This is a genomic window from Leucothrix arctica, from assembly GCF_003172895.1.
Classification (GTDB): Bacteria; Pseudomonadota; Gammaproteobacteria; order Thiotrichales; family Thiotrichaceae; genus Leucothrix; species Leucothrix arctica.
The window spans coordinates 1-21,680 of record NZ_QGKL01000011.1 but is presented as its reverse complement, the minus strand read 5'-3'; the positions used below and the strand labels follow the sequence as shown (position 1 = coordinate 21,680).

The following is a 21,680-nucleotide window of genomic DNA, read 5'->3' as shown; positions in this document are numbered from 1 at the left end:
TGGTGACCAATACCAATGGCCACATGATTTTTTCACCGTATTAATCGGTGTTGGTAAATTCAGAGTGCGAAGTGTAGCAACTTCATCGCGTTAGAGTAACCATTGTTTTTCATAAGTTTGTTGGTTATTACGACGCTATTTTGCTTTAGGAGATATGAACAAACGCTTTATCGAAGAGCATTGAAACCTCAGTTACCTATTATAGGTAACATAAGGCTTCAATGTTTGAAGCTTTTACTTAAACACGACAGTCTTATTACCCGTCATAAACACACGATGGTTTACATGGTACTTAACTGCTTTCGCTAGTGCAATTGTCTCTGTATCACGACCTGCAGCAGTCAACATCTCTGAATTGAACGAGTGGTCTACTACCTGTACTGCCTGCTCGATAATTGGACCTTCGTCAAGATCAGCCGTTACGTAGTGAGCCGTCGCACCGATCAACTTAACACCACGATCAAACGCTTGATGATAAGGCTTAGCACCCTTGAAGCCTGGCAAGAAAGAGTGATGAATATTGATTACCTTACCGCTCAGTCTTTTACTCAATTTATCAGAAAGAATCTGCATATAACGAGCTAGAACAACTAAATCAGTATTCGTCTCATCAACGATTTCAAGTAAAGCCGCTTCTTGCTCAGCTTTATTCTCTTTCGTTATTGGTAAATGCACAAAACGAATCCCTTCTCGCTCTGCCATTGGACGCACGTCTTGGTGGTTAGAAACAATCGCCGTGATATCCATTGCCAACTCACCTTTACGGTGACGATAAAGAAGATCATCAAGACAATGATCCAGCTTACTTACCATGATTAATACGCGACAAGGCTTAGTGCTGTCGTGCATGTCCCACGTCATGCCGAACTTATCGGAAAGAGCACCAAACCCTTCACGAATAGAGTCTATTGATACCTCATCAGAGTCGATGCGACATACCGCACGCATAAAAAACTCACCGGTATTTAAATCATCAAATTGATGCAGTTCTTTTATGTAGCAGGTTTTATCCCACAAATAAGACGATACTTCCGAAACAATACCCCCTCCTAGGGGGCATGTTGCTTGGAAAATAAATTCGTCGTTCGATAACGTTGATTCTAACATTGTTGCAATCTCTAAAAAGTTTAGTAAATAAATCTGTAATCACAAAAAACAGCGTATAACTGAGGCTTAACCTTTACCTCTCCATGGAATTGTCTTATCAATCACCCAACGCATCATCAGGTCAAATAACAATCCAAGTAATCCAAGGATAATAATCGTCGTCCAAATAATTTCGTAGTCCGACTGCTTACGTGCAACGTTCTCTACAAAACCAATACCCGTCGTTCCTGCGAGCATTTCAGCAGCGACCAACGTCCCCCAACAAACACCAATGGCAATTCGAATACCAGTCAGTATTTCAGGCAAAGAGTTTGGCAAAATCACTTTACGCAAAATCTGCCCTTTAGAAGCACCCAGCGAATGAGCTGCATGGATTTTAGAGAGATTTGTACCTGTCGCACCTGTTCTTGCAGAGACAACCATAATTGCGAAGGCAACCATGAATAGTAGGAAAATTTTTCCGTCATCTTGAATACCGAAGATCGTTAAGATCAATGGCGCCCAAGCAAGTGGCGGTACAGGACGATAAAGCTCGATAATTGGGTCAAAGAAACCTTTCGAAAATCTCGACAGCCCCATGAACAACCCTAATGGAACCCCTAAGAGAATACCGAAGAACAGTCCTGCAACAACACGGATTAACGAGTCCCAAACATGGCCTGCTGGCATCGGCACTTTAAATGAAACAAAATTACCAGTAACAAAGTCATGTACTTTACTCTTCAGGTTAGGCGTAACGACGCCATTCTCATCATGACGAGGGAAGTCACCAGGAACGAAAGAAGAAATAAAGTCTGGAACAACCAAGTCAACCATTTCACCAAACGGCTTCATTTTGTACCAAAGTAGTGGGTTACCTTTGTAACCAATTTCAGGGTTAGAGATACGCACAAATGTACGCAAAGTGTCAGATGGCTTTGGCAACCAACGCCCTGAACCTTGCTCACTACATGAGTTACTACCGGCACGAATTTCACCACCTGGCATCATTAATGCACCAAAATACTTCAACCCACCCTGCTGACTCTTTTGTTCACCATCTAGTGCTACTAAAGCTGTTTGAATGCCATTTAACGCATCTGGCGGAAAAATATTACCGTCATCAACACGTCGTAACACATGCGTTAAACCCTTAAAGAAATCAGCTCGATTCTCAACGAGTAGCTCATCTAAACCAGTGGCAGCTTTAGCTTTAGTATCAAACGCAGCTATCTGAGACTTAAGCTCATCAACCTGACCTAAAAAGTGCTCGTTGGTATTTTTTATCTTAATAAAGTCTTTAGAAATAGCTTTCATTTCTACTGCAGCAGCAGCGAACTTATAACCAAGAGGTGTTGCTGGTGCATATGGTATTTCGTTACCAGAATCACCCCAGCGTGCAATATTAGCAGCGGCTTCTTCTTGAGCTGCCGTTGGAGCACCTGGGTAGCCTTCATTCGCTAATTTAGCGGTTAGTGCTGTTATACGACTTTCAATATCTACAAATCTAGTTTGCGTTGACGCATCCAAATACTGTGGAGACGTTGCTCCCACAATAGCTAACCGCATCAAGCTGACAATCTCTTTCGCTTCCGCTTTTTCTGTATCAGAAAAGCCAAGGCGTTCGAGGTCGTCCGCTAAATCGCTTAATTGCCTATTTTCTCTAACTAATAGACTAGTGCCTTTCAAGAAAGATTTTTCCAGAGGCAAAACAGAACGAATTGGATTACCTGCTGATGAAAGCTTGTCTACTTGGCAAAACTCGTTTGCCGCTACTGGACGAAACGCCCTTGCTGCATCCCAAGAGAAGTAGAACCATAACAACAGGATAAAACTGACACCTGTAATTACCCAATGCCAACCACCTAATGCACGCTCTGGATTACCAAAAACAGCATCTGACTTTTCTGTACGCATGAGTTTACGGCCATAAAGCACAGCCCAGACAATAGTCGCAATTAAAGCCAGGAATAGCGTGCCTACGATGGGGCCTCGGTATGTAAATAAGAAATCTAACATAATTACGTCTGCCCCATAATTTCTTCTTCCATATCCCAAATCATGGTAAGAATCTCTTCACGTGTCTGAATAAATTCAGGTGTATTTTTGATATCGCGAGTGTCTTGAGTCACCCCCATTTCCGCAAATGGAAGATTGTATTCTTTATGAATTCGCCCTGGACGTGGCGCCATAACAAACAACCTTTCCCCTAGCAGTAACGCTTCTTCTACTGAGTGAGTAATGATCATGATGGTGGTTCCAGTCTCTTTCCAAATTTTCAGAACTAGAGCCTGCATTTTTTCTCGTGTAAGCGCATCTAAAGCACCTAATGGCTCATCCATCAAAATCAGATCAGGGTCATTAATAAGACAACGTGCTAATGCAATACGTTGCTGCATACCCCCAGATAATTGATACGTTGGCACATTACCGAAGCCTGACAAGCCAACAATATCCAACCACTCATCAACCCTTTTTTGACTTCCTTTTGATGTTCCACCCTTCATACGAAGGCCAAAACTAATATTTTCTGACACAGTCAACCATTCAAATAAAGCGCCTTGCTGGAAAACCATCCCTCGGTTTACACCTGGCCCTTCAATTTCTTCATCACCTAAGTAGACTGCCCCACCTGTAGGGCGGTTAAAGCCCGCAATGATATTTAACAGCGTAGTTTTTCCGCACCCTGATGGTCCCAAAACGGAGAGTAGCTCACCATTTTTCAATGTGAAGTTGATATTCTTAAGCGCATGCACCTGCCCCCCCGAACCAACATCAAAAACCATACTTAAGTCTTTCGCGACAAGATCACTCATATATTCCCTTTAAAATAATGAACCGCACTCTTCAGGTAACTATTAGCTAAGCAGGCCTAGCTCCGGCTACTATTAGTTACTGATCATCGAATTTTTTGATTAAAAAAAAGCGGCAGAGAGAGAACTCTCGCTGCCGCTTTTAGTAACACGACGATTATTACTTAGTTTCTAAAGTCTTTACTTTAGCTTCTAGTGACATAACACGCTCTGCTAGTGACTCTAAAGTCGCTGCTACTGCTGGTGTTGCACCAAGAAAAGATGCGTCAATCACAGCGCTGTAATCTGCTTTTGCAGGCGCTGCTGCTGTCGCAAACATCTTACCCATGAAAGGCAATAGCGTTGCAACTTTACCGTCTTTACTAAGGTACTCGTTTACTTGAACTTCTGCTGAAGGGAAGCTAAATCCAGCCATCTGCTTCTTCGTTTTGTCTACACTCATACCTGCATCGCTAGCGATAACAGATATTTTTGACTGATCTTTAGCAAAGTCTGCATTTGCTTGTGATGTGACTTCCATGAAAGTCTTCAGTGCTTCTGGATTCTCTTCAGCAAACTTCTCTGATACAGAAACAATGTCGTAACTTTCAATACCTGCCGCAGTCTTTTCCGCTAAGGTGAAGATTGGCTTACCAACTTCTTTCATCTTAGAAAGAGAGTTCTCACCAAAACCACAAGCCATTGCAACTTGACCATCTGTTAGTGATACCGCTGCGTCAGCTGGCTCTTGGTCAACCACTGTAATTTTACTTACATCAACACCAAGGTTTACCATTGTCATACGGAATTCAAAATCAGACATTGTATTCAGTGGTACAGCAACTGATTGGCCTTCTAACTCTGAAGCATTGTCCTTAGTGATACCTGAAGCATTGCTAACAACACAATCACCACCAGCACCATAAACAACAGCAATACCAACCGCTTTAAGTGGAGCATTCGCATTTATTGCGTTTACAAAAGGCGCCATACCTTGACTGAAAGAGATATCAATATCCCCAGATAACATCGCTTCCGTCATTGCAACACCTGATGCGAAGTTAACCCAGTTAACTTTTTCACCCAGTGCCTCGTCGTATGTTTTTTCAACTTTCGCGATTTGATTCGGTGTTGCCCACTCTAGGAAATATGCAACATTAATATCTGCGGAAGCAGATGCTGCAAATGTTAAACCGATTGCTGTAAACGTAGCTTTCTTTAAAAGATTTTTCATTGGTTTCATTTTATCCTCTCATTGCTAACAGTTAACCAAAGAGATACGACCTTGGCAGTAATCACCATCTTGTTACCAACACAAGCAGAACAGACCCGTATTCTTTAAGTCAATAAAGAATTGACCATGAAAACTTCTCATAAATCAACCCATATGACAAATGAGTAATTTAAATCAATGGTTCAGTTGACTAGTCCTATACCCACCAACATTCAGTGATTAAAAACAAATAAATAAGTATCAACCAAAACGATAAAAACCACTCAACAAACGCTAACCCCTACATTTACAGGGAAAACGACAATCCTTCAAGGGCAATAAACACACAACAATTTACTGCTTTTTTAAAACTTTATAACGACAAACATTCCCAGAAAAACTTGTTTTATATTTATGACATCTTCCATAGGATATTAAAAAGAACCGATAACTCGACTATTAAAAGAGCTTTAACAAAACGCAGGGTGCAAAATTCTCACCCTGCAAATTTGAACTATGCCTTATAAAACTTCCATTAACTCTGGAACGACATCAAACAAATCACCCACAATACCGTAATCTGCAATATTGAAAATTGGTGCGTCAGCGTCTTTATTAATCGCTACAATGATTTTACTTTCACTCATACCAGCCTGATGCTGAATCGCACCAGAGATAGCAATAGCGAAATAAATTTCAGGAGCAACAACTTTACCTGTTTGACCGACCTGACAATCGTTAGGCGCATAACCTAAATCTACTGCCGCACGAGATGCACCAACAGCTGCATTTAGCTTTTCTGCCAACCCTTCAATCACAGCAAAGTTTTCTTTACTGCCGACACCACGACCACCAGAAACAACAATTTTCGCTGTCCCAAGCTCTGGCCTTTCAGACAAAGTCACATCGCGACTAATAAATGAGGAGCCAGCAAATACATCAGAGAATGCAAGATCTTCTACTGCAGCAGAGCCACCAGTCGCTTCAACTGCATCAAATGCCGTACTACGAACAGTAATTAACTTAACAGTATCATTACTCTTCACCGTCATTAATGCATTACCTGCATAAATAGGACGTACAAATGTGTCAGCAGAAACTACTTCGACGATATCAGAAACCTGCATCACATCTAGCTTTGCAGCTACACGTGGCATGAAGTTTTTACCGAAGTTTGATGCTGGTGTTAGTACGTGACTGTAGTTACCAGCAATACTCGATACTAAGTTACCAATATTCTCTGCAAGGCCATCAGCAAGTGCCGCATTATCAGCGACCAATACTTTGCTCACACCTTCTAAAGCTTGAGCTTCAGTCACTACTGAACCCGCATTTTCACCGGCAACCAATACAGTGATATCACCACCGATAATTTTTGCTGCTGCCAATGTACTTAACGTGCCAGAAATCAGGCTAGCGTTATCATGCTCTGCAACTACTAAAATAGACATTATAGTGCCTCCGCTTCTTTCAATTTTTCAACAAGCTCTGCTGCATTTGCAACAATGATACCCGCTGCACGCTCTGCTGGTGCTGCAACACTTACAACCTCTAAGCGCGGCGCTAAATCAATCCCAAACGAATCTGCTTCATGCGTTTCAATCGGCTTCTTCTTAGCTTTCATGATTGCAGGTAGCTTAGGTAAACGAGGTGTATTTAGACGTAAATCAGTTGTAATTACAGCAGGAAGTGTAATTTTGATTGTCTCTAAACCCGCATCTGTTTCACGTGTTAGGTTTATCGCACCGTCAACATGCTCAGCGTTTGACGCAAAAGTACCTTGAGACCAACCTAGCATTGCAGATAACATCTGGCCTGTTTGGTTTGAGTCATCATCAATCGCTTGCTTACCCAAGATCGCAACCTGTGGCGACTCTTGTTCAACAACCTTAGCCAACAATTTAGCAATCGCTAAAGGCTCTAACTCTACGTCAGTTTTAATCAAAATCGCACGATCAGCACCCATTGCAAATGCACTACGTAACGTATCTTCCGATTTCTCATCACCAATACTGACAGCGATAACTTCGCTAGCAACGTCAGCTTCTTTCATCTGCATCGCTTCTTCTAGACTGTTCTCGTCGAAAGGATTCATCGACATCACAACATTGTCTTTATCGACACCCGTACCATCTGACTTAACGCGAATTCGCACGTTGTAATCAACAACACGTTTCACAGCAACTAAAACTTTCATTAATATTCCTCTTTTCAAAGTACTTAACCAATAGGTCTTACCTATTAGAAATTACCTAATGCAGGGTAGTTGCTGTATCACAGCAACTACCCTGCCACACTGATTAACCTCGAACTAATTCGTTCTTAGGGTCATACAAGCAAGTTTCAGTAACAACTGCTGGATACATCTCACCAAGTATTTCAATTTTCAACTCAGTTCCAACAACTGCAAACTCAGGCTCAACAAAAGCATACGCAATGTTTTTGTTAACTCGATGCCCGTAAGCACCAGAAGTTACTGTACCAACCAACTTGTCACCGTTGTACATAGAGTCACCTACGTGTGCAGGTGCTATATCACACTCAAATACGAATGTAGCTAGCTGCTTCTTATTACCTTCAGCGATCATTTTTGCTAGTGGCTCTTTACCGATGAAGCTTGGCTTATCCATCTTCACGAAGAAGCCGATACCTGATTCCATTGGGTTGCGCTCATAGATCAAATCTGCTTTCCAGTGTAGGTAACCTTTTTCCATACGCATTGACTCTGTCGCGTACATACCGAACTGGGTCAAACCAAACTTCTCACCCGCTTCGTTGATCAACTTATACGCCAAGTACAATTGCTCATTTGGAACGTGTAACTCGTATGCAAGTTCACCAGAAAAACTGATTGTCATTGCCATTACTTTAGCGTGACCAATTGTCATTTCTTTCGCATTCAACCAAGGGAATGCTGCTTTTGACCAATCACAACGTGGTGATAGTGACTGCAACAATTCACGAGACTTAGGACCAGCAACCACAAGAATAGTATGTGAAGCTGCCATTTCAGTAATCGTTACTGTGTCTGGCTTATGCTTATTCAACCAATCTAAATCGTGCCACTCAGCCGCAGCCGCAGAACCGTACCAGAAATGATCTTCATCTAACTTAGCAAGTGTTGCTTCAGTTAGTACGTGACCATGTTCGTTTAGCAAGTAACACAGACTTACTTTACCGACCTTTTTAGGAATGTTGCTACACGTCAAACCATCTAAGAAGTCAGCAGCACCCTCACCTTGAATAGAGAAACGGTTAAAGCCTGAAACTTCCATGATGCCGACATTTTTAGTCATCGCTTTGATTTCTTTATCAACAACATCTTTTGTTGGTGTAAAGCGGAACGAATGCTCATCTACAAAATCAGGAGTTGGCTTGAAGAACAATGTTCTTTCCCAACCATTAACCACACCCCAAGCTGCATCCTTTTGATCTAGCACAGGATAAATAGGTGTTGTTCTTGCTAAACGTGACGCTGGACGATGCTCATGCGGCATGTGGTAATGGAATTCGTTCTGATAATCTTCGATCGTCTTTAAAGTCGTATGCTCTGTGTTTGCATACTGTGTGAAACGTCGTGGATCAACACACCAAGCATCCCACTCACATTCACCATGAACGATCAAGTCTGCCAAAATCTTACCGTGTCCGCCACCTTCACCGATACCCGCACGAAGACCGATTGCACAGTAAGCGTTTTCAATACCTGGAATCTGACCAATCAATGGCGCGCCATCAATTGTATAAGTGATTGGGCCATTTACTGTTGTGTGAATACCCGCTTCTTGTAGTGCAGGCATACGCTCAAAGATACGCTCCATGTTATCTAGGCAACGATCTAGATCTGGTGGGCATAGGTCACGTGTAAAGTTAGGATCGATACCATCCATACCAAACGTCTTACAATCTTGCTCGTAAATACCAACCAATAGACCATTCTTTTCCTGACGACTATAGAAGTCATCAAGAGGATCACGAATGATTGGAACTTGGAAATCTAGCGCTTCAAGCTCAGGTAAGTTGTCCGTTAGGAAGTACATGTGCTCCATTGATGTAACAGGATGCTCTACACCCAACATGTTACCTACTTCATTTACACGATAACCTGTCGCGTTAACTACTTTTTCACAAGTGATATCACCATTCTTTGTATGAACGATGAACTCGCCATTTTCTTTCTTAGTAATACTTTCAACAGGGTTTGAACGGTAAACCGATGCGCCTGCTTCACGTGCTTTACGAGCAAGTGCTAGTGTGATTCCTGATGGATCAATATAACCATCCAATGGATCCCACCAAGCCCCCAACATTTTATCAGTCGACAAAAGAGGATGACGTTCTTTAATTTCTTTAGGGCTGATGTACTCCATCTCAACACCCATACTTTTAGCCATACCAATGTAATGCTGATAAGTATCGATATGATCTTGAGTGTAAGCAGTACGCATACCACCCGTAATTTCATAATAGAATGGATGCTCAGTATCTTTAGCAAGCTCACGGTATAAATCAATACTATGACGCTTCAAACCAATCATCGTTTGATTTCCACCAAACTGTGTAACCTGAGCTGCCGCATGCCAAGTAGAACCTGACGTTAGCTCGTCACGCTCAACCAAAGCAACATCCGTCCAGCCTAACTGAGTCAAGTGATACAGCGTTGAACAACCTGCGATACCACCACCAATGACCACGACGCGCGCATGGGATTTAACTGAATCAACCATCTACATACTCCAAGCTATTTAAATATTGATTATCATAATGCACAATACGACACATGAATGACAAACGAAAGTTTCTGTTATATAGTTCAAATAAACTGACCCATACATTAAAGCCTTCCTCGCTCATCCACCTTCGGAAAACATGACTAATGAAACATTCACTCCCGCCACTTGAAAGTCTAAAGGTCTTTGAAGCAGCCGCTCGCCACTTAAGCTTCTTGCTAGCAGCCAAAGAACTATGTGTTAGCAAAGGAGCAGTCAGCTACCAAATTAGGAAACTAGAAGAAGACCTCCAATGCAAATTATTTAAACGTTCCATACGTCAAATTTATCTCACCGAAGCAGGGCAATTACTCTTCCAAACGACTCGCCGATTATTTCAAGAATTAGAGCACACAGTTTCCAAACTAAAAGTCAGCAAACAACAAGCAAATGTGACTATTGCAGCCACAACCTATGTCGCCGCACGCTGGCTATCATCACGCATTAGTCGCTTCAACGAAGCATTTCCAAACATCAACATTATGCTTCAACACACTGTAGACGCGGATGATTTCAAGCTCGACGATGTTGACTTAGCTATTATCTGGGGACCTCGTAACGATAAATTAGACAAAGATCGTTTTGCTAAAATTACCATGCCTTTATTTCCAGTTATAAGCCCACGACTATTAGAAACTCACAATATCAGCTCGACACAGCACCTAAACATCGACACCCTACTGAGCGGACCACTGAAAAATATTCCTTTGCTATGCGAAGATAGAGAAGAAGATATGTGGCAAGACTGGCTTGATGCATATCAACTGCCAGACAGCGAACTAAGACTAAACAATCCACGTCGAACACTGGGCGATGCTAATGTTCGCGCACAAGCCGCTGTCGATGGACAGGGTTTAGTTTTAGCGGATGAACTAATGCTTAACGAACTAAACAATGGCTTGCTCATACGACTATTCAAAAAATCTCTAAATAGTTACAGCTATGACTTTTATGCGGCATCAACAAGAATGTATTCTGATAACGCAATGATATTAAGGGATTGGATCGCGAAGGATCTTGAGCTGTAATTTGCTTGCTAATTTGGCCAATTGAAACAATGGTTAGCTCACACCAACCATTATTTCAAGTCCAAAGATTACATACTGCTGTATAAAGGACCACCACTTTCAGGCGTTGTCCATACAATATTTTGCGTCGGATCTTTGATATCACACGTCTTACAATGCACACAGTTTTGCGAATTAATCTGCATTTCTGGCACACCCTCCGTATGCTCAACTATTTCATATACTCCAGCTGGGCAATAGCGCGACTCCGGTGAATCATAGAGTGCCAAGTTAGTATCGATAGCAACACTAGGGTCTTTCAATTTCAAATGAATTGGCTGTTGTTCATTGTGGTTAGTGTTAGACAAATACACCGATGACAAACGATCAAACGTCAACTTTCCATCAGGCGCTGGATATTCAATCTTTTCAACAGCATCTTTATTCTTTAGCTGCAAATGGTCTGCATGATGCGTCATTGTCCAAGGCTCTTTACCTCGAGTCACATAGGCAGTGAAGCCAGCATTTACTAAACCGAACAGAAGACCTTTACTAAACGCAGGCCTGATATTTCTCACCGCATTCAGCTCATCAAACATCCAAGAACTACGGAACGCGGCATCATAAGAAACATCACCAACAGCCTCAGAATCTTCAGCAGTCACCACATCAAAACAAGCTTCAGCAGCTAACATGCCACTTTTCATTGCTGTGTGAATACCTTTGATTTTTGCAACATTCAAGAAACCTGCCGCATCACCAACCAGTAAGCCACCAGGAAAATCAAGTTTAGGCAATGATTGCAAGCCACCTTCAGTGATTGCACGAGCGCCGTAACTAACACGCTTACCACCTTCAAATGTTTTACGAATATCTGGATGAGTTTTAAAGCGCTGAAATTCTTCAAAAGGGCTTAAATAAGGGTTTGAATAATCTAGACCAACAACAAAACCAACAGCAACTAGGTTGTTTTCCATATGATATAAGAATGAACCACCGTAAGTATCACTCTTCAGAGGCCAACCAATCGAGTGTAATGTTCTCCCCTCTGAATGCTGCTCAGGCGACACTTCCCAAATTTCTTTAATACCCAAACCGTAAGTTGGTGGCGCCGAGTCTTTAGCAAGATCATATTTATCGATCAACACACGACTAACTGATCCGCGACAACCTTCTGCAACAATCGTTACCTTAGCGCGCAACTCCATACCTGGGTCATACTCAGGACCATGGGTTCCATCTTTCATTACACCTGTTTCACCCGTAGCCACACCAACAACTTTATTATTCTCATCGGTTAACACTTCGGCTGCAGCAAAACCCGCATATATATCAATACCCATAGCCTCGGCTTGCTCACCTAACCAGCTAGTCAAACGACTTAAACTAACAATATGGTTTTTCTCACCATGATTATCCATTGATGGCGGCGTCGGTAAGCGTATTGATTTTTTCTCAGTAAGATACACAAAGTGATCTTCCGTCACTTGAGTCTTGATTGGCGCACCCTTTTCGCGCCAGTCTGGTATTAACTCATCTAGAGCACGTGACTCTAGGACTGCTCCTGCCAAAGAATGAGCACCTACTTCAGCCGCTTTCTCTAACACTGTAATTGCTATTTCTTTGTCATTTTCTTGGGCTAGCTGTGCCAGACGAATTGCCGCCGATAAACCAGCAGGGCCAGCACCAACAATAACTACATCCACATCTATAGCATCTCTTTCACTCATGGCTTTCTCTCTATAATGTCTAAACTTAATATGTATTTAGGATCAACACGCTCCTCCATCACTTACCGCCGAAGCTTCACCAACACCACGTCTAAAACATAGCTTTTTCTTTGCGGAGCATGCTGACAAGGGTCACCTTTCTTGACTGAATTCTAAAATTCATAGGCTCGCCTTTCGAATAAAATTTAATTTGAAGAGAAAAAGAATAGCACCGAAAAATATTTTTAAGCTAGAGAAAAAATCAATTTTAAATAATTTACTGAAATTATAAGCACTAAATAGGGTGTTTTTATTCCGCCAAAATAGCTTTATGAGTGTTTTTTTTACTGACTATTTGAAGAAATTTTCACCTGAAAAACAGGCTTAAGAATACCATCGCACACAATGAAAAATCTTTTATTTAGGGCGCAGATAAGCTTGCTTACTGGGTAGTAACAAGGGTAAATTTAATTACAATTGATTGGTTTATTCGAACTGAATTTTACTGAGGATTAACTATGAGAGGATACTGCAAAAGAATGGTGGGGCGTGAGCGATTCGAACGCTCGACCAATTGATTAAAAGTCAACTGCTCTACCGACTGAGCTAACGCCCCATTTTGGGATTCTTGAGGATGGTGGGGCGTGAGCGATTCGAACGCTCGACCAATTGATTAAAAGTCAACTGCTCTACCGACTGAGCTAACGCCCCTCCGTCAAGAAGAGCCGTATTATAGACACCGCGATTATTTTTACAAGTTCTTTTTAAAACTTTTTACACTTTTTGTAATTGACGCAGTTTTTCTGGCAATAAGTGCATATCAACCAATGATGAAACTAACGCCTTTAAGATGTTAGATTCATCTTCATAGACCATTCCGTAATACTGGATTTTCATTGTTAAAGCACTACCAAAAACAATCGACGCAAATGTCAGAAAAGAACCCAACGCCAGCGTAGAGACCCCTGAGATTGCTTGCCCAACAGTACAACCCATCGCAAGCACACCACCAACCCCCATCAAGAAGCCACCGATCACATGAACAACGAAGTCTTTTACATTGTAGAACCACTCAACTCGAAACTGCTTCGTGACTAGTGAATATACAAAAGCTCCAGATAAAACTCCCGCAGCTGCACACAGCGCGAAAGTAATCATTTGACTCGAAAACCCTGTTTCAATCCATCTTAATAAATGAGCCGAAGGTTGCACAAAGGTAAATGATTGCGCACCCACCGCAAAAGGACGCTCATCCATCATTTCAACTTCATCTAATAGCTCAACACCTAACGTACCGGTTGTAACCCACCACGCTGCAACGATCACTACAGCAACCACAAGACCTGATAACCAATGATCAAATGAAGCAGTGAAGTCTTTAGAGAGAAACGCCCATAAGACAAACCCTCCACCGATTACTCCAGCAGTAACCATCAAGCTACGGTCACTATCAAAACCGCCTAGGGTGCTTATTATTGTATTCACGCCTTGGTCTGCAACACCATATTGACTGAGGTTAATGAAAGCGGGTTCCATCCACCCAATAAAGTAGTCATAACTAAAGTTAGTAAAAATCATCAAGTAGGAGGCAACTCCCATAACCAAGAGCACTACTACCGACTTGAGATTACCTCCACCAATTCGTATTAGCGTTTTATTTCCACAACCTGAGGCGATTGTCATACCCACCCCAAAAATCACCCCACCGAGTAAATGCCTAGGCCACGCAAACAATGGTGCACGGTAAGGAGGGTTTGCAGTGTCATTGCTAGCTGTCCATGACATATCTACATAACCCAACAAGCTTAAGCAACTAACACCTAGTATAGCTAGCCCCATTGCAAACAACCATGCACGCATACGGCCTGTATTACCGATATTAATTATATCGGACACAGCACCCATAGTACAAAAACTGGTTTTGGTGGCTACGACGCCTAAGATAAATGCGAGCCCGAAAGCCCAAAGAAGCACCTGAGTGGTGATTTCCATAATAAGTACGCCCTAAATATAAAGTCACTAGCAACAACAGCGCTAGACTAAGGACGGCATTATAAACGCTTTAATTAAAAAATTAAGCTTGAGTCACTTCACGAACGATATATGAGGGAAAGCCCCTAGATAAGAGAAAACGCGATTGCTTGGCTTGTGCGTCTCTGCCAACAGGGTAAGCCTCACCAAAGCGCTTCTCTCGCTGTTTTTCAGCAAGATCCCACCAATTAACATCAGCTTCTTGAATTGAGCGATCGGCCAGTCGACTATCAACCCCACGCTGGAGTAGTTGTTGGCGAATTTTATTCTCGCCCTGCCCTTTAATTATCCTAGATCGAACGAAGCTCTCAGCGTAACGCTCATCACTCTGATAGTTTGATTCTAACAGGCGATCTAGTAACCCTTCTAAATCAACAGACTCGGAAAAAGGCTTAAGTTGTAACTTTCTTTTAAGTTCGAGGCGCGAGTGTTCACGCCTCGACAAATAGTCAATCGCTGACTTCCAGCAGCGACTGACATCATCTAACTTATTCTGCTTCGTCAGCACCGTCTTCTTCTTTCTCGACTGGCTTCTCAGGACGACCGGCAGGCTTTAGCAATTTCTCACGAAGTTGCTTTTCAATCGTGTCAGAAATATCAGGATTTTCCAAAAGGAAGGTACGAACATTATCTTTACCCTGACCAATCTTATTGCTCTTGTAGCTATACCAGGAACCTGCTTTATTGATCAAACCTTCTCTAACACCAAGGTCAATTATCTCACCCTGCTGAGAAACACCTTGACCATAAAGAATTTCAAACTCAGCCTCTCTGAACGGAGGTGCCATTTTATTCTTAACAACTTTAACACGCGTGCTGTTACCAACGATCTCGTCACCCTTCTTGATACCACCGATACGGCGAATATCCAAACGAACAGATGCGTAGAACTTAAGTGCATTACCACCCGTTGTAGTTTCTGGACTTCCAAACATCACACCAATCTTCATACGAATTTGGTTGATGAAGATAACCATCGTCTTTGATTTCTGGATATTTGCAGTCAGCTTACGTAGAGCCTGTGACATCAAACGCGCCTGAAGACCCATATGAGAGTCACCCATATCGCCTTCAATTTCTGCACGAGGCGTCAATGCAGCCACCGAGTCAATGACAACCAAATCAACACTACCAGAGCGCACTAGCATATCCGCTATCTCTAGTGCTTGCTCACCGTTATCTGGCTGAGAAACGAGTAGATCATCAATTTGTACACCCAGCTTTTCAGCATAACCTGGATCTAGTGCATGCTCAGCATCGATAAATGCTGCTGTACCACCTGCTTTTTGACACTCTGCAATAGTATGCAGCGTCATGGTTGTTTTACCTGACGACTCTGGACCATAGATCTCGATGACGCGGCCACGTGGTAAACCACCTATGCCCAATGCGATATCCAAGGTCAGAGAACCTGTAGAGATAACTTCAATATTACGAGCAGCGCTATCATCGCCCATGCGCATAACTGCGCCCTTACCAAACTGCTTTTCAATCTGACCAAGTGCTGCGGCTAAAGCTTTCTTTCTATTATCATCCACGCGTAAATTTCCTTTCAGCTAACGGCAAATAGGATTGCCCGATTATTATAATTTAAGTTGTGACGCATTCTAAACGTATATGACTTACTTAGCCAAACGCAATGCGACACCCTGCAATGCATATTCTACTGCTTGCTGACGAACCTCGTCACGATCACCATCAAAATAACAAACCGTTGTTTCAGGATCGTTATTTTCTATCGCCCAACCAAAACAAACCATACCCACTGGCTTTGCCTTGGTACCACCCGTTGGACCTGCTACACCGGTAATTGATAGTGCAATTTGAGCATCCGTTCTTTGTACTGCACCCTGAGCCATTTCAGCAGCAACCTGCTCGCTTACTGCACCGAAAGCTTCTAAGGTTTTAAGTTGAACACCCACCATTTGCTGTTTAGCACGGTTACTATAAGTAACAAAACTTCCAGCAAACACAGCCGAACTACCCGACAAGTCAGTGATAATTTTACCAACCCAACCACCCGTACATGACTCAACAGCAACCAATTGATAATTTCTTTCAGCCAACAAGCTCATTACCTGCTTTGCTGTGTTTTGGAGGTTTAACTCATTCATCGCCATATCCTACCTAAAAAATTTGCGCTTAAAAAGCTTTTGTTCGCTTTTTGTTTCTTTTGATGACACTCGAACCATTAATATAATAAGAACCGACGCAAAAGTAGGCGACATCATTCACTGCTAGACCTACTCTCTACTAGAGGAACGATGCGGCATTCGCTATGATAGCGAGCTACCCCTTACGTCACTCAATAGAGTTAGCTTAGACAATGCCAGCAAAACCAAAAACAGCCAAACCAACTCATACCCCTATGATGCAACAGTTTCTTAAAATTAAGGCTGAGCATCCAGATCAAATGTTATTTTATCGCATGGGTGATTTTTATGAGTTGTTTTTTGAGGACGCAAAAAAAGCATCTGAACTACTCAACATCACACTCACCGCTCGTGGCAAGTCAAATGGCGAGCCTATTCCTATGGCGGGGATACCTTACCATGCCGCTGAACAATACCTGCCTCGGCTGCTGAAGCTCGGTGTTTCAGTGGCTATCTGTGAGCAAGTGGGCGACCCTGCAACGAGTAAAGGCCCTGTTGAACGTAAGGTGGCACGCGTTTTAACGCCCGGCACAGTGACCGATGATTTCCTTTTAGATGAAACACGTGACAACCTACTAATGGCCATTTTCCAAGAAAATGATGCTTTTGGTCTGGCTTATATCGACTTAAGTAGTGGCCGTTTCACACTTTCACAGCTTGAGAACTCACATTCTTTAATTAATGAAATTGAGCGCTTACAGCCCGCAGAGATACTTCTCCAAGAAGAACAAAACCCACTACACAAGACACAGCATTCAATTACTCGACGCGCCAGCTGGCACTTCGATGGTGACACTGCACTACAATTGTTGACTAAGCAGTTTGGAACTCATGACCTTAGTGGTTTTGGCTGTACCGACCTGCCGCTAGCCATTGTTGCTGCTGGCGCACTTTTACAATACGTCCAAGAAACTCAACGCGCTGCCCTACCTCACATTACAGGCATGCATATTGAATCGACCGATGACGGTATCGTGCTAGACGCTGCTAGTCGTCGTAATCTTGAGCTTGAGCAAAGTTTAAGTGGTGACCATAAGAACACACTGATTTCAGTGCTTGATCAAACGGCAACGAGCATGGGCGGACGCTTACTCAGTCGCTGGTTGAACAAACCGCTAAAGGACCAGAACGTGCTCCGCAATCGTCACCAATCCGTAGAGTGCTTGATTGATACTTATGGCTATGAAGACATCAAACCGCTACTGCGACAAATTGGCGATATTGAACGAATCGTTTCTCGTATTGCATTAGGGTCGGCACGTCCACGTGACTTATCAACGTTGCGAAATTCACTAACAATTGTGCCGCAACTTCATTCAACGATTGATCCTATTGATTTCAACTACATACAAGATTTACGCTTACAAATCGACTGTCATAGTGAGCTACTGGAATTATTAAGCCAGGCAATTATCAATGAACCGCCAGCCCTCATCCGCGATGGTGGCGTGATTGCTGAAGGCTATGATGAACAGCTAGATGAACTACGCAACCTTAGTCAAAATGCAGATCAATACTTACTCGATTTAGAAACACGCGAGCGCCAGCGTACGGGGATTTCAACGCTAAAAGTTGCGTACAATCGTGTTCATGGATTTTATATAGAAGTCTCTCGACTGCACTCGGATCAAGTCCCTCCTGAGTATGTAAGACGCCAAACTCTCAAAGGCGCTGAACGCTTTATTTTACCAGAGCTTAAGGAATTTGAAGACAAGGTACTGTCCTCTCGTGAACGCGCCTTGGCGCGTGAAAAGTCATTATACGAAAAGCTACTTCAAACACTCGCTGGGCATCTACAACCATTACGCACCACCGCTCAAGCTATTGCTGAGCTAGATGTATTGAGTAACTTTGCTGAGCGTGCCGTTACTCTAAATTACTCCCGCCCAGAACTGACGAATAAAGCGGGCTTAAACATCGTTGAGAGTCGCCACCCTGTTGTTGAAACTACGCTGGACGCACCTTTTGTTCCCAATGATCTTGTGATGAATACGAAGCGTCGCATGTTAATGGTCACTGGACCAAACATGGGTGGTAAGTCGACCTACATGAGACAAGTTGCGCTATTAGTACTGATGGCGCATGTTGGTAGCTTTGTCCCTGCACAAAGTGCAGTAATTGGCCCTATTGATCGTATCTTTACCCGTATCGGTGCACATGATGACTTAAGCACAGGTCGATCTACCTTTATGGTTGAGATGACCGAAGCGGCTAACATTCTTAATAATGCAACCTCCAACTCATTAGTACTGATGGACGAGATCGGACGCGGTACGAGTACATTTGATGGCTTGTCATTGGCGTGGGCATTCGCTGAATACCTTGCGATTCAACGAAAGGCGTTTACCTTGTTTGCTACCCATTACTTCGAGCTAACAGTTCTGCCAGATCAAATAAACAGTATCGCTAATGTTCATATTGATGCGGTTGAACACGCGGATAAAATTGTCTTTTTACACAGAGTTAAAGATGGCCCTGCCAACCAGAGTTATGGTTTGCAGGTTGCACAGCTTGCAGGTGTTCCAAAGTCAGTTATTCATCAGGCACAAAAGAAACTTCATGCGCTTGAAGCTGAATCATTGAAAGCACCTGAAGGCGGAACGTTACCGCTAGCGCTTAACTTTGAACCAGAGCCATTTCATGACCCACAGGCAGATGCCGTTAAGGCGGCACTTGCTGAGATTGATCCGGACGACTTGACCCCGAGACAGGCTCATGACGCACTGTACCAACTTCGCAAGTTGATAAAGTAATTAAACAATCAGTTACTTATAGTTACTAGTAAGGCTTCAGAATATAAAAGGCATTTAATACAGAAAGTATTGGAGTGGCGTCCCCGAGACGATTCGAACGTCCGACCCTTCGCTTAGGAGGCGAATGCTCTATCCAACTGAGCTACGGGGACTTAGCGCAAGTATTCTAGCAGCAAAACCTGTCAAGTTGAATCCATTCAAAAACTTTTGTGGCACATAACCAGTGAATCACCCGCCAGCATAAATAAGGGGTGAAATGTGAAAGCCTTCGGAAATAAAAAACGCCCTTTACCGGGGGAAGTAAAGGGCGCTAGGGGATTGAGATTGGCGGTGATCTTATTTTTATTATTTATAGATCGCTCTTCTCGGGGGCTTGCTGGTAAATCTTTTTATAGTTATTTTATTATTATTGCTCTGTTGTTGATTTATATATTGCAGTTAGCATGCCAACTTCCCACATAAAAACTCAAGCCCTTGTAAAGTAATAACTTAATACCTTTAATCACTTACAAAAAACAGGTTCTGAAAAACTGATAGTGTCACGTTACGACGTCACTATTTTGATACTTGTCACTTATTTACCTGCTGAGCGACTCAAAAGCGTGAAATATGAAACTAATTGCCCAATCAACAATTAAAGTTTAAAAATCCCCCACCCATTAAGATACCGTTCATCGGCTTTAACTTATAGTTCTCACATCGAGTAGCCAATCAGCCGAAGCAAAGAATAAGAACAAAATAAACAATAAGAATAAACTGGCTGAGAACAATAAAAATAAAACGCTACTTTGATAGATTTATAAAGGGCATAAGTAAACAAATAATATTGGGGTGTTAATTGCACCCCACCCCTTTCTCTCCTGCCCCCCCCCCCCTTAATGCATGCCAACACCTCTTCAGCATTTTATTTTACGCACAGTCACGTCCATCAAATATTTACACGCTATTTAACTCATTAAATATATAACGAAATGGAGCGTATAACTCTGAACTGCTTAAGTATTCTTTTAGTGTATTACTTAGATTTATAGGTCAGCTGACAATTCATACACTCCCCTTATACCGACAAATAATACTTTATTCATTTAGCTATTTTCAAAGCAAAAAAAAGCGGAGGATGCATAGGCATCACTCCGCTTTTTCCTACCATTACTGAACTATAAAGCTCAGTAATAATAATTAACGAAGGCGGTAGCCAACGTTAAAGTTTAGAGATGTATCAAGGTCATCAGCACCATCTAGATCAGTAATTGTAGCAACAAGACCTAGGTCTAACTGGTTATCCAACTCATAGCTAAACGCTGAAGAAAGATAGTTGTTAGTTGTATTATCTGTTCCAGAAACACCAGAATCTACAGAAGTAAGTGTCCAAGAGTTTTCCCAGTCAATCTTGTCACTTAGCTCATAAGTAAGCGTCATAACATTTTCAAAGTCGTAACCGTTGTCATCACCGTAGTCTGTCACTAGCTCAGCTTCATTAGAGAACTGTGTCTTACGGTTTAGTGGCTTGTGGTATTCACCAGCAAGAGTCACTGTTGGATCTCCACCATCTTCGCCATCAATACGGCTTAGCTCAACACCAACACCCGCTTGAACTTTCCAACCAATCTTACGAGTAGTGAAATACTCATTAGTTAGAACGTCATATGCCTTGATGATTGCGCCAGCGCCTAGTTGACCTTGGCCCAATGCTTTTTCCATGTCAGCAAACCAGTACTGCTCATAAACGTCAAAACCGTGCTTGCTCTTATAAGCAGTTTCGTTGTTGATGATGTTAGCAATTTGCTGGTGAGCAGCTGTGCTTGGTACAGACTTCAAAGCACCCTGAACACGAAGCGCTTCAACTAGACGAATCGCCTTAGCCATTGGCGTAGCGTTAACAACACGACCGTAACCTAGACCAACTCCAACAGTACTACCGAAGTCTTCCTGATCTTTTTCAGCATCTAGACTTGCAGCACCGAACCAAAATGCGCCTTTTGAATTAGGGCGGAAATATGTATCAACCTGACCAGCAATACCTGCATCGAAGTAGCTTACTGAGTTAGCGCCATCAGCAGAACCACGAGAAATAGAACCTGCAGCATCAGCTTCGATAGTTGTGTTACGGCTTGCAGAACTGAATACACGCTCAGCATCAAAACCTAGAGCTGCAGAGTATGAAGAC

At 42.6% G+C, this 21,680-nt stretch carries 16 protein-coding genes and 3 tRNA genes; 3 read left to right on the top strand and 16 right to left on the bottom strand.

Annotation, left to right across the window (positions count from 1 at the left end; translation table 11 throughout):
- Positions 1-234 precede the first annotated feature (234 nt).
- The 7 genes from purU to DKT75_RS03215 all read right to left on the bottom strand — a co-directional run bounded on the left by purU (position 235) and on the right by DKT75_RS03215 (position 9,818).
- Complete coding sequence (gene purU, locus DKT75_RS03245) at positions 235-1,107, bottom strand: formyltetrahydrofolate deformylase (RefSeq protein ID WP_109822000.1); 873 nt, start codon at positions 1,105-1,107, stop codon at positions 235-237.
- 66 nt (positions 1,108-1,173) lie between these two features.
- Complete coding sequence (locus DKT75_RS03240; RefSeq protein ID WP_109821999.1) at positions 1,174-3,105, bottom strand: ABC transporter permease; 1,932 nt, start codon at positions 3,103-3,105, stop codon at positions 1,174-1,176.
- 2 nt (positions 3,106-3,107) lie between these two features.
- Positions 3,108-3,902, bottom strand: a complete 795-nt coding sequence (locus tag DKT75_RS03235) for an ABC transporter ATP-binding protein (protein WP_109821998.1) — start codon at positions 3,900-3,902, stop codon at positions 3,108-3,110.
- A gap of 157 nt (positions 3,903-4,059) precedes the next feature.
- Complete coding sequence (locus DKT75_RS03230) at positions 4,060-5,112, bottom strand: taurine ABC transporter substrate-binding protein (protein ID WP_109822093.1); 1,053 nt, start codon at positions 5,110-5,112, stop codon at positions 4,060-4,062.
- A 500-nt stretch (positions 5,113-5,612) separates the two neighbouring features.
- Complete coding sequence (locus DKT75_RS03225; protein WP_109821997.1) at positions 5,613-6,542, bottom strand: electron transfer flavoprotein subunit alpha/FixB family protein; 930 nt, start codon at positions 6,540-6,542, stop codon at positions 5,613-5,615.
- Positions 6,542-7,288: an electron transfer flavoprotein subunit beta/FixA family protein gene (locus DKT75_RS03220; RefSeq protein ID WP_109821996.1), complete on the bottom strand. Its 747-nt coding sequence runs from the start codon at positions 7,286-7,288 to the stop codon at positions 6,542-6,544. Before DKT75_RS03220 ends, DKT75_RS03225 begins: the two co-directional genes overlap by 1 nt.
- A 103-nt stretch (positions 7,289-7,391) precedes the next feature.
- Positions 7,392-9,818, bottom strand: a complete 2,427-nt coding sequence (locus DKT75_RS03215) for an FAD-dependent oxidoreductase (protein WP_109821995.1) — start codon at positions 9,816-9,818, stop codon at positions 7,392-7,394.
- A gap of 149 nt (positions 9,819-9,967) precedes the next feature.
- Between DKT75_RS03215 and DKT75_RS03210 the strand changes: the two genes are divergently transcribed.
- Complete coding sequence (locus DKT75_RS03210) at positions 9,968-10,888, top strand: LysR family transcriptional regulator (protein WP_109821994.1); 921 nt, start codon at positions 9,968-9,970, stop codon at positions 10,886-10,888.
- Between the two features lie 68 nt (positions 10,889-10,956).
- On the opposite strand, the gene DKT75_RS03205 is transcribed toward DKT75_RS03210, so the two are convergent.
- The 7 genes from DKT75_RS03205 to DKT75_RS03175 all read right to left on the bottom strand — a co-directional run bounded on the left by DKT75_RS03205 (position 10,957) and on the right by DKT75_RS03175 (position 16,721).
- Entirely contained in the window at positions 10,957-12,597 is a 1,641-nt protein-coding gene (locus DKT75_RS03205; protein ID WP_109821993.1) for an electron transfer flavoprotein-ubiquinone oxidoreductase, read from the bottom strand.
- Positions 12,598-13,116: 519 nt separating this feature from the next.
- A tRNA-Lys gene (locus tag DKT75_RS03200) sits at positions 13,117-13,192 on the bottom strand.
- Between the two features lie 19 nt (positions 13,193-13,211).
- A tRNA-Lys gene (locus tag DKT75_RS03195) sits at positions 13,212-13,287 on the bottom strand.
- Positions 13,288-13,350: 63 nt separating this feature from the next.
- A complete protein-coding gene (locus tag DKT75_RS03190) occupies positions 13,351-14,568 on the bottom strand; it encodes a YeeE/YedE family protein (RefSeq protein ID WP_109821992.1) in 1,218 nt (405 codons plus the stop codon).
- An 82-nt stretch (positions 14,569-14,650) separates the two neighbouring features.
- Complete coding sequence (locus DKT75_RS03185) at positions 14,651-15,115, bottom strand: regulatory protein RecX (RefSeq protein ID WP_158278787.1); 465 nt, start codon at positions 15,113-15,115, stop codon at positions 14,651-14,653.
- A complete protein-coding gene (gene recA / locus DKT75_RS03180) occupies positions 15,096-16,145 on the bottom strand; it encodes a recombinase RecA (RefSeq protein WP_109821990.1) in 1,050 nt (349 codons plus the stop codon). Before recA ends, DKT75_RS03185 begins: the two co-directional genes overlap by 20 nt.
- Before the next feature lie 84 nt (positions 16,146-16,229).
- Positions 16,230-16,721: a CinA family protein gene (locus DKT75_RS03175; RefSeq protein ID WP_109821989.1), complete on the bottom strand. Its 492-nt coding sequence runs from the start codon at positions 16,719-16,721 to the stop codon at positions 16,230-16,232.
- A gap of 212 nt (positions 16,722-16,933) precedes the next feature.
- Between DKT75_RS03175 and mutS the strand changes: the two genes are divergently transcribed.
- Positions 16,934-19,513 carry a DNA mismatch repair protein MutS gene (gene mutS / locus DKT75_RS03170; protein WP_109821988.1) on the top strand — a complete coding sequence of 860 codons (2,580 nt, stop codon included), beginning with the start codon at positions 16,934-16,936 and terminating at the stop codon, positions 19,511-19,513.
- 75 nt (positions 19,514-19,588) lie between these two features.
- Here the strand turns inward: mutS and DKT75_RS03165 are convergent.
- A tRNA-Arg gene (locus DKT75_RS03165) sits at positions 19,589-19,665 on the bottom strand.
- A gap of 106 nt (positions 19,666-19,771) precedes the next feature.
- Here DKT75_RS03165 and DKT75_RS21725 point away from each other — a divergent pair.
- On the top strand, positions 19,772-19,975 hold the full coding sequence (locus DKT75_RS21725; protein WP_146201313.1) for a hypothetical protein: 204 nt from the start codon (positions 19,772-19,774) through the stop codon (positions 19,973-19,975).
- Positions 19,976-20,692: 717 nt separating this feature from the next.
- Here DKT75_RS21725 and DKT75_RS03160 read toward each other — a convergent pair.
- Positions 20,693-21,680 (bottom strand): DUF481 domain-containing protein (locus DKT75_RS03160; RefSeq protein WP_109821987.1); only part of this gene is annotated, 988 nt, incomplete at its 5' end.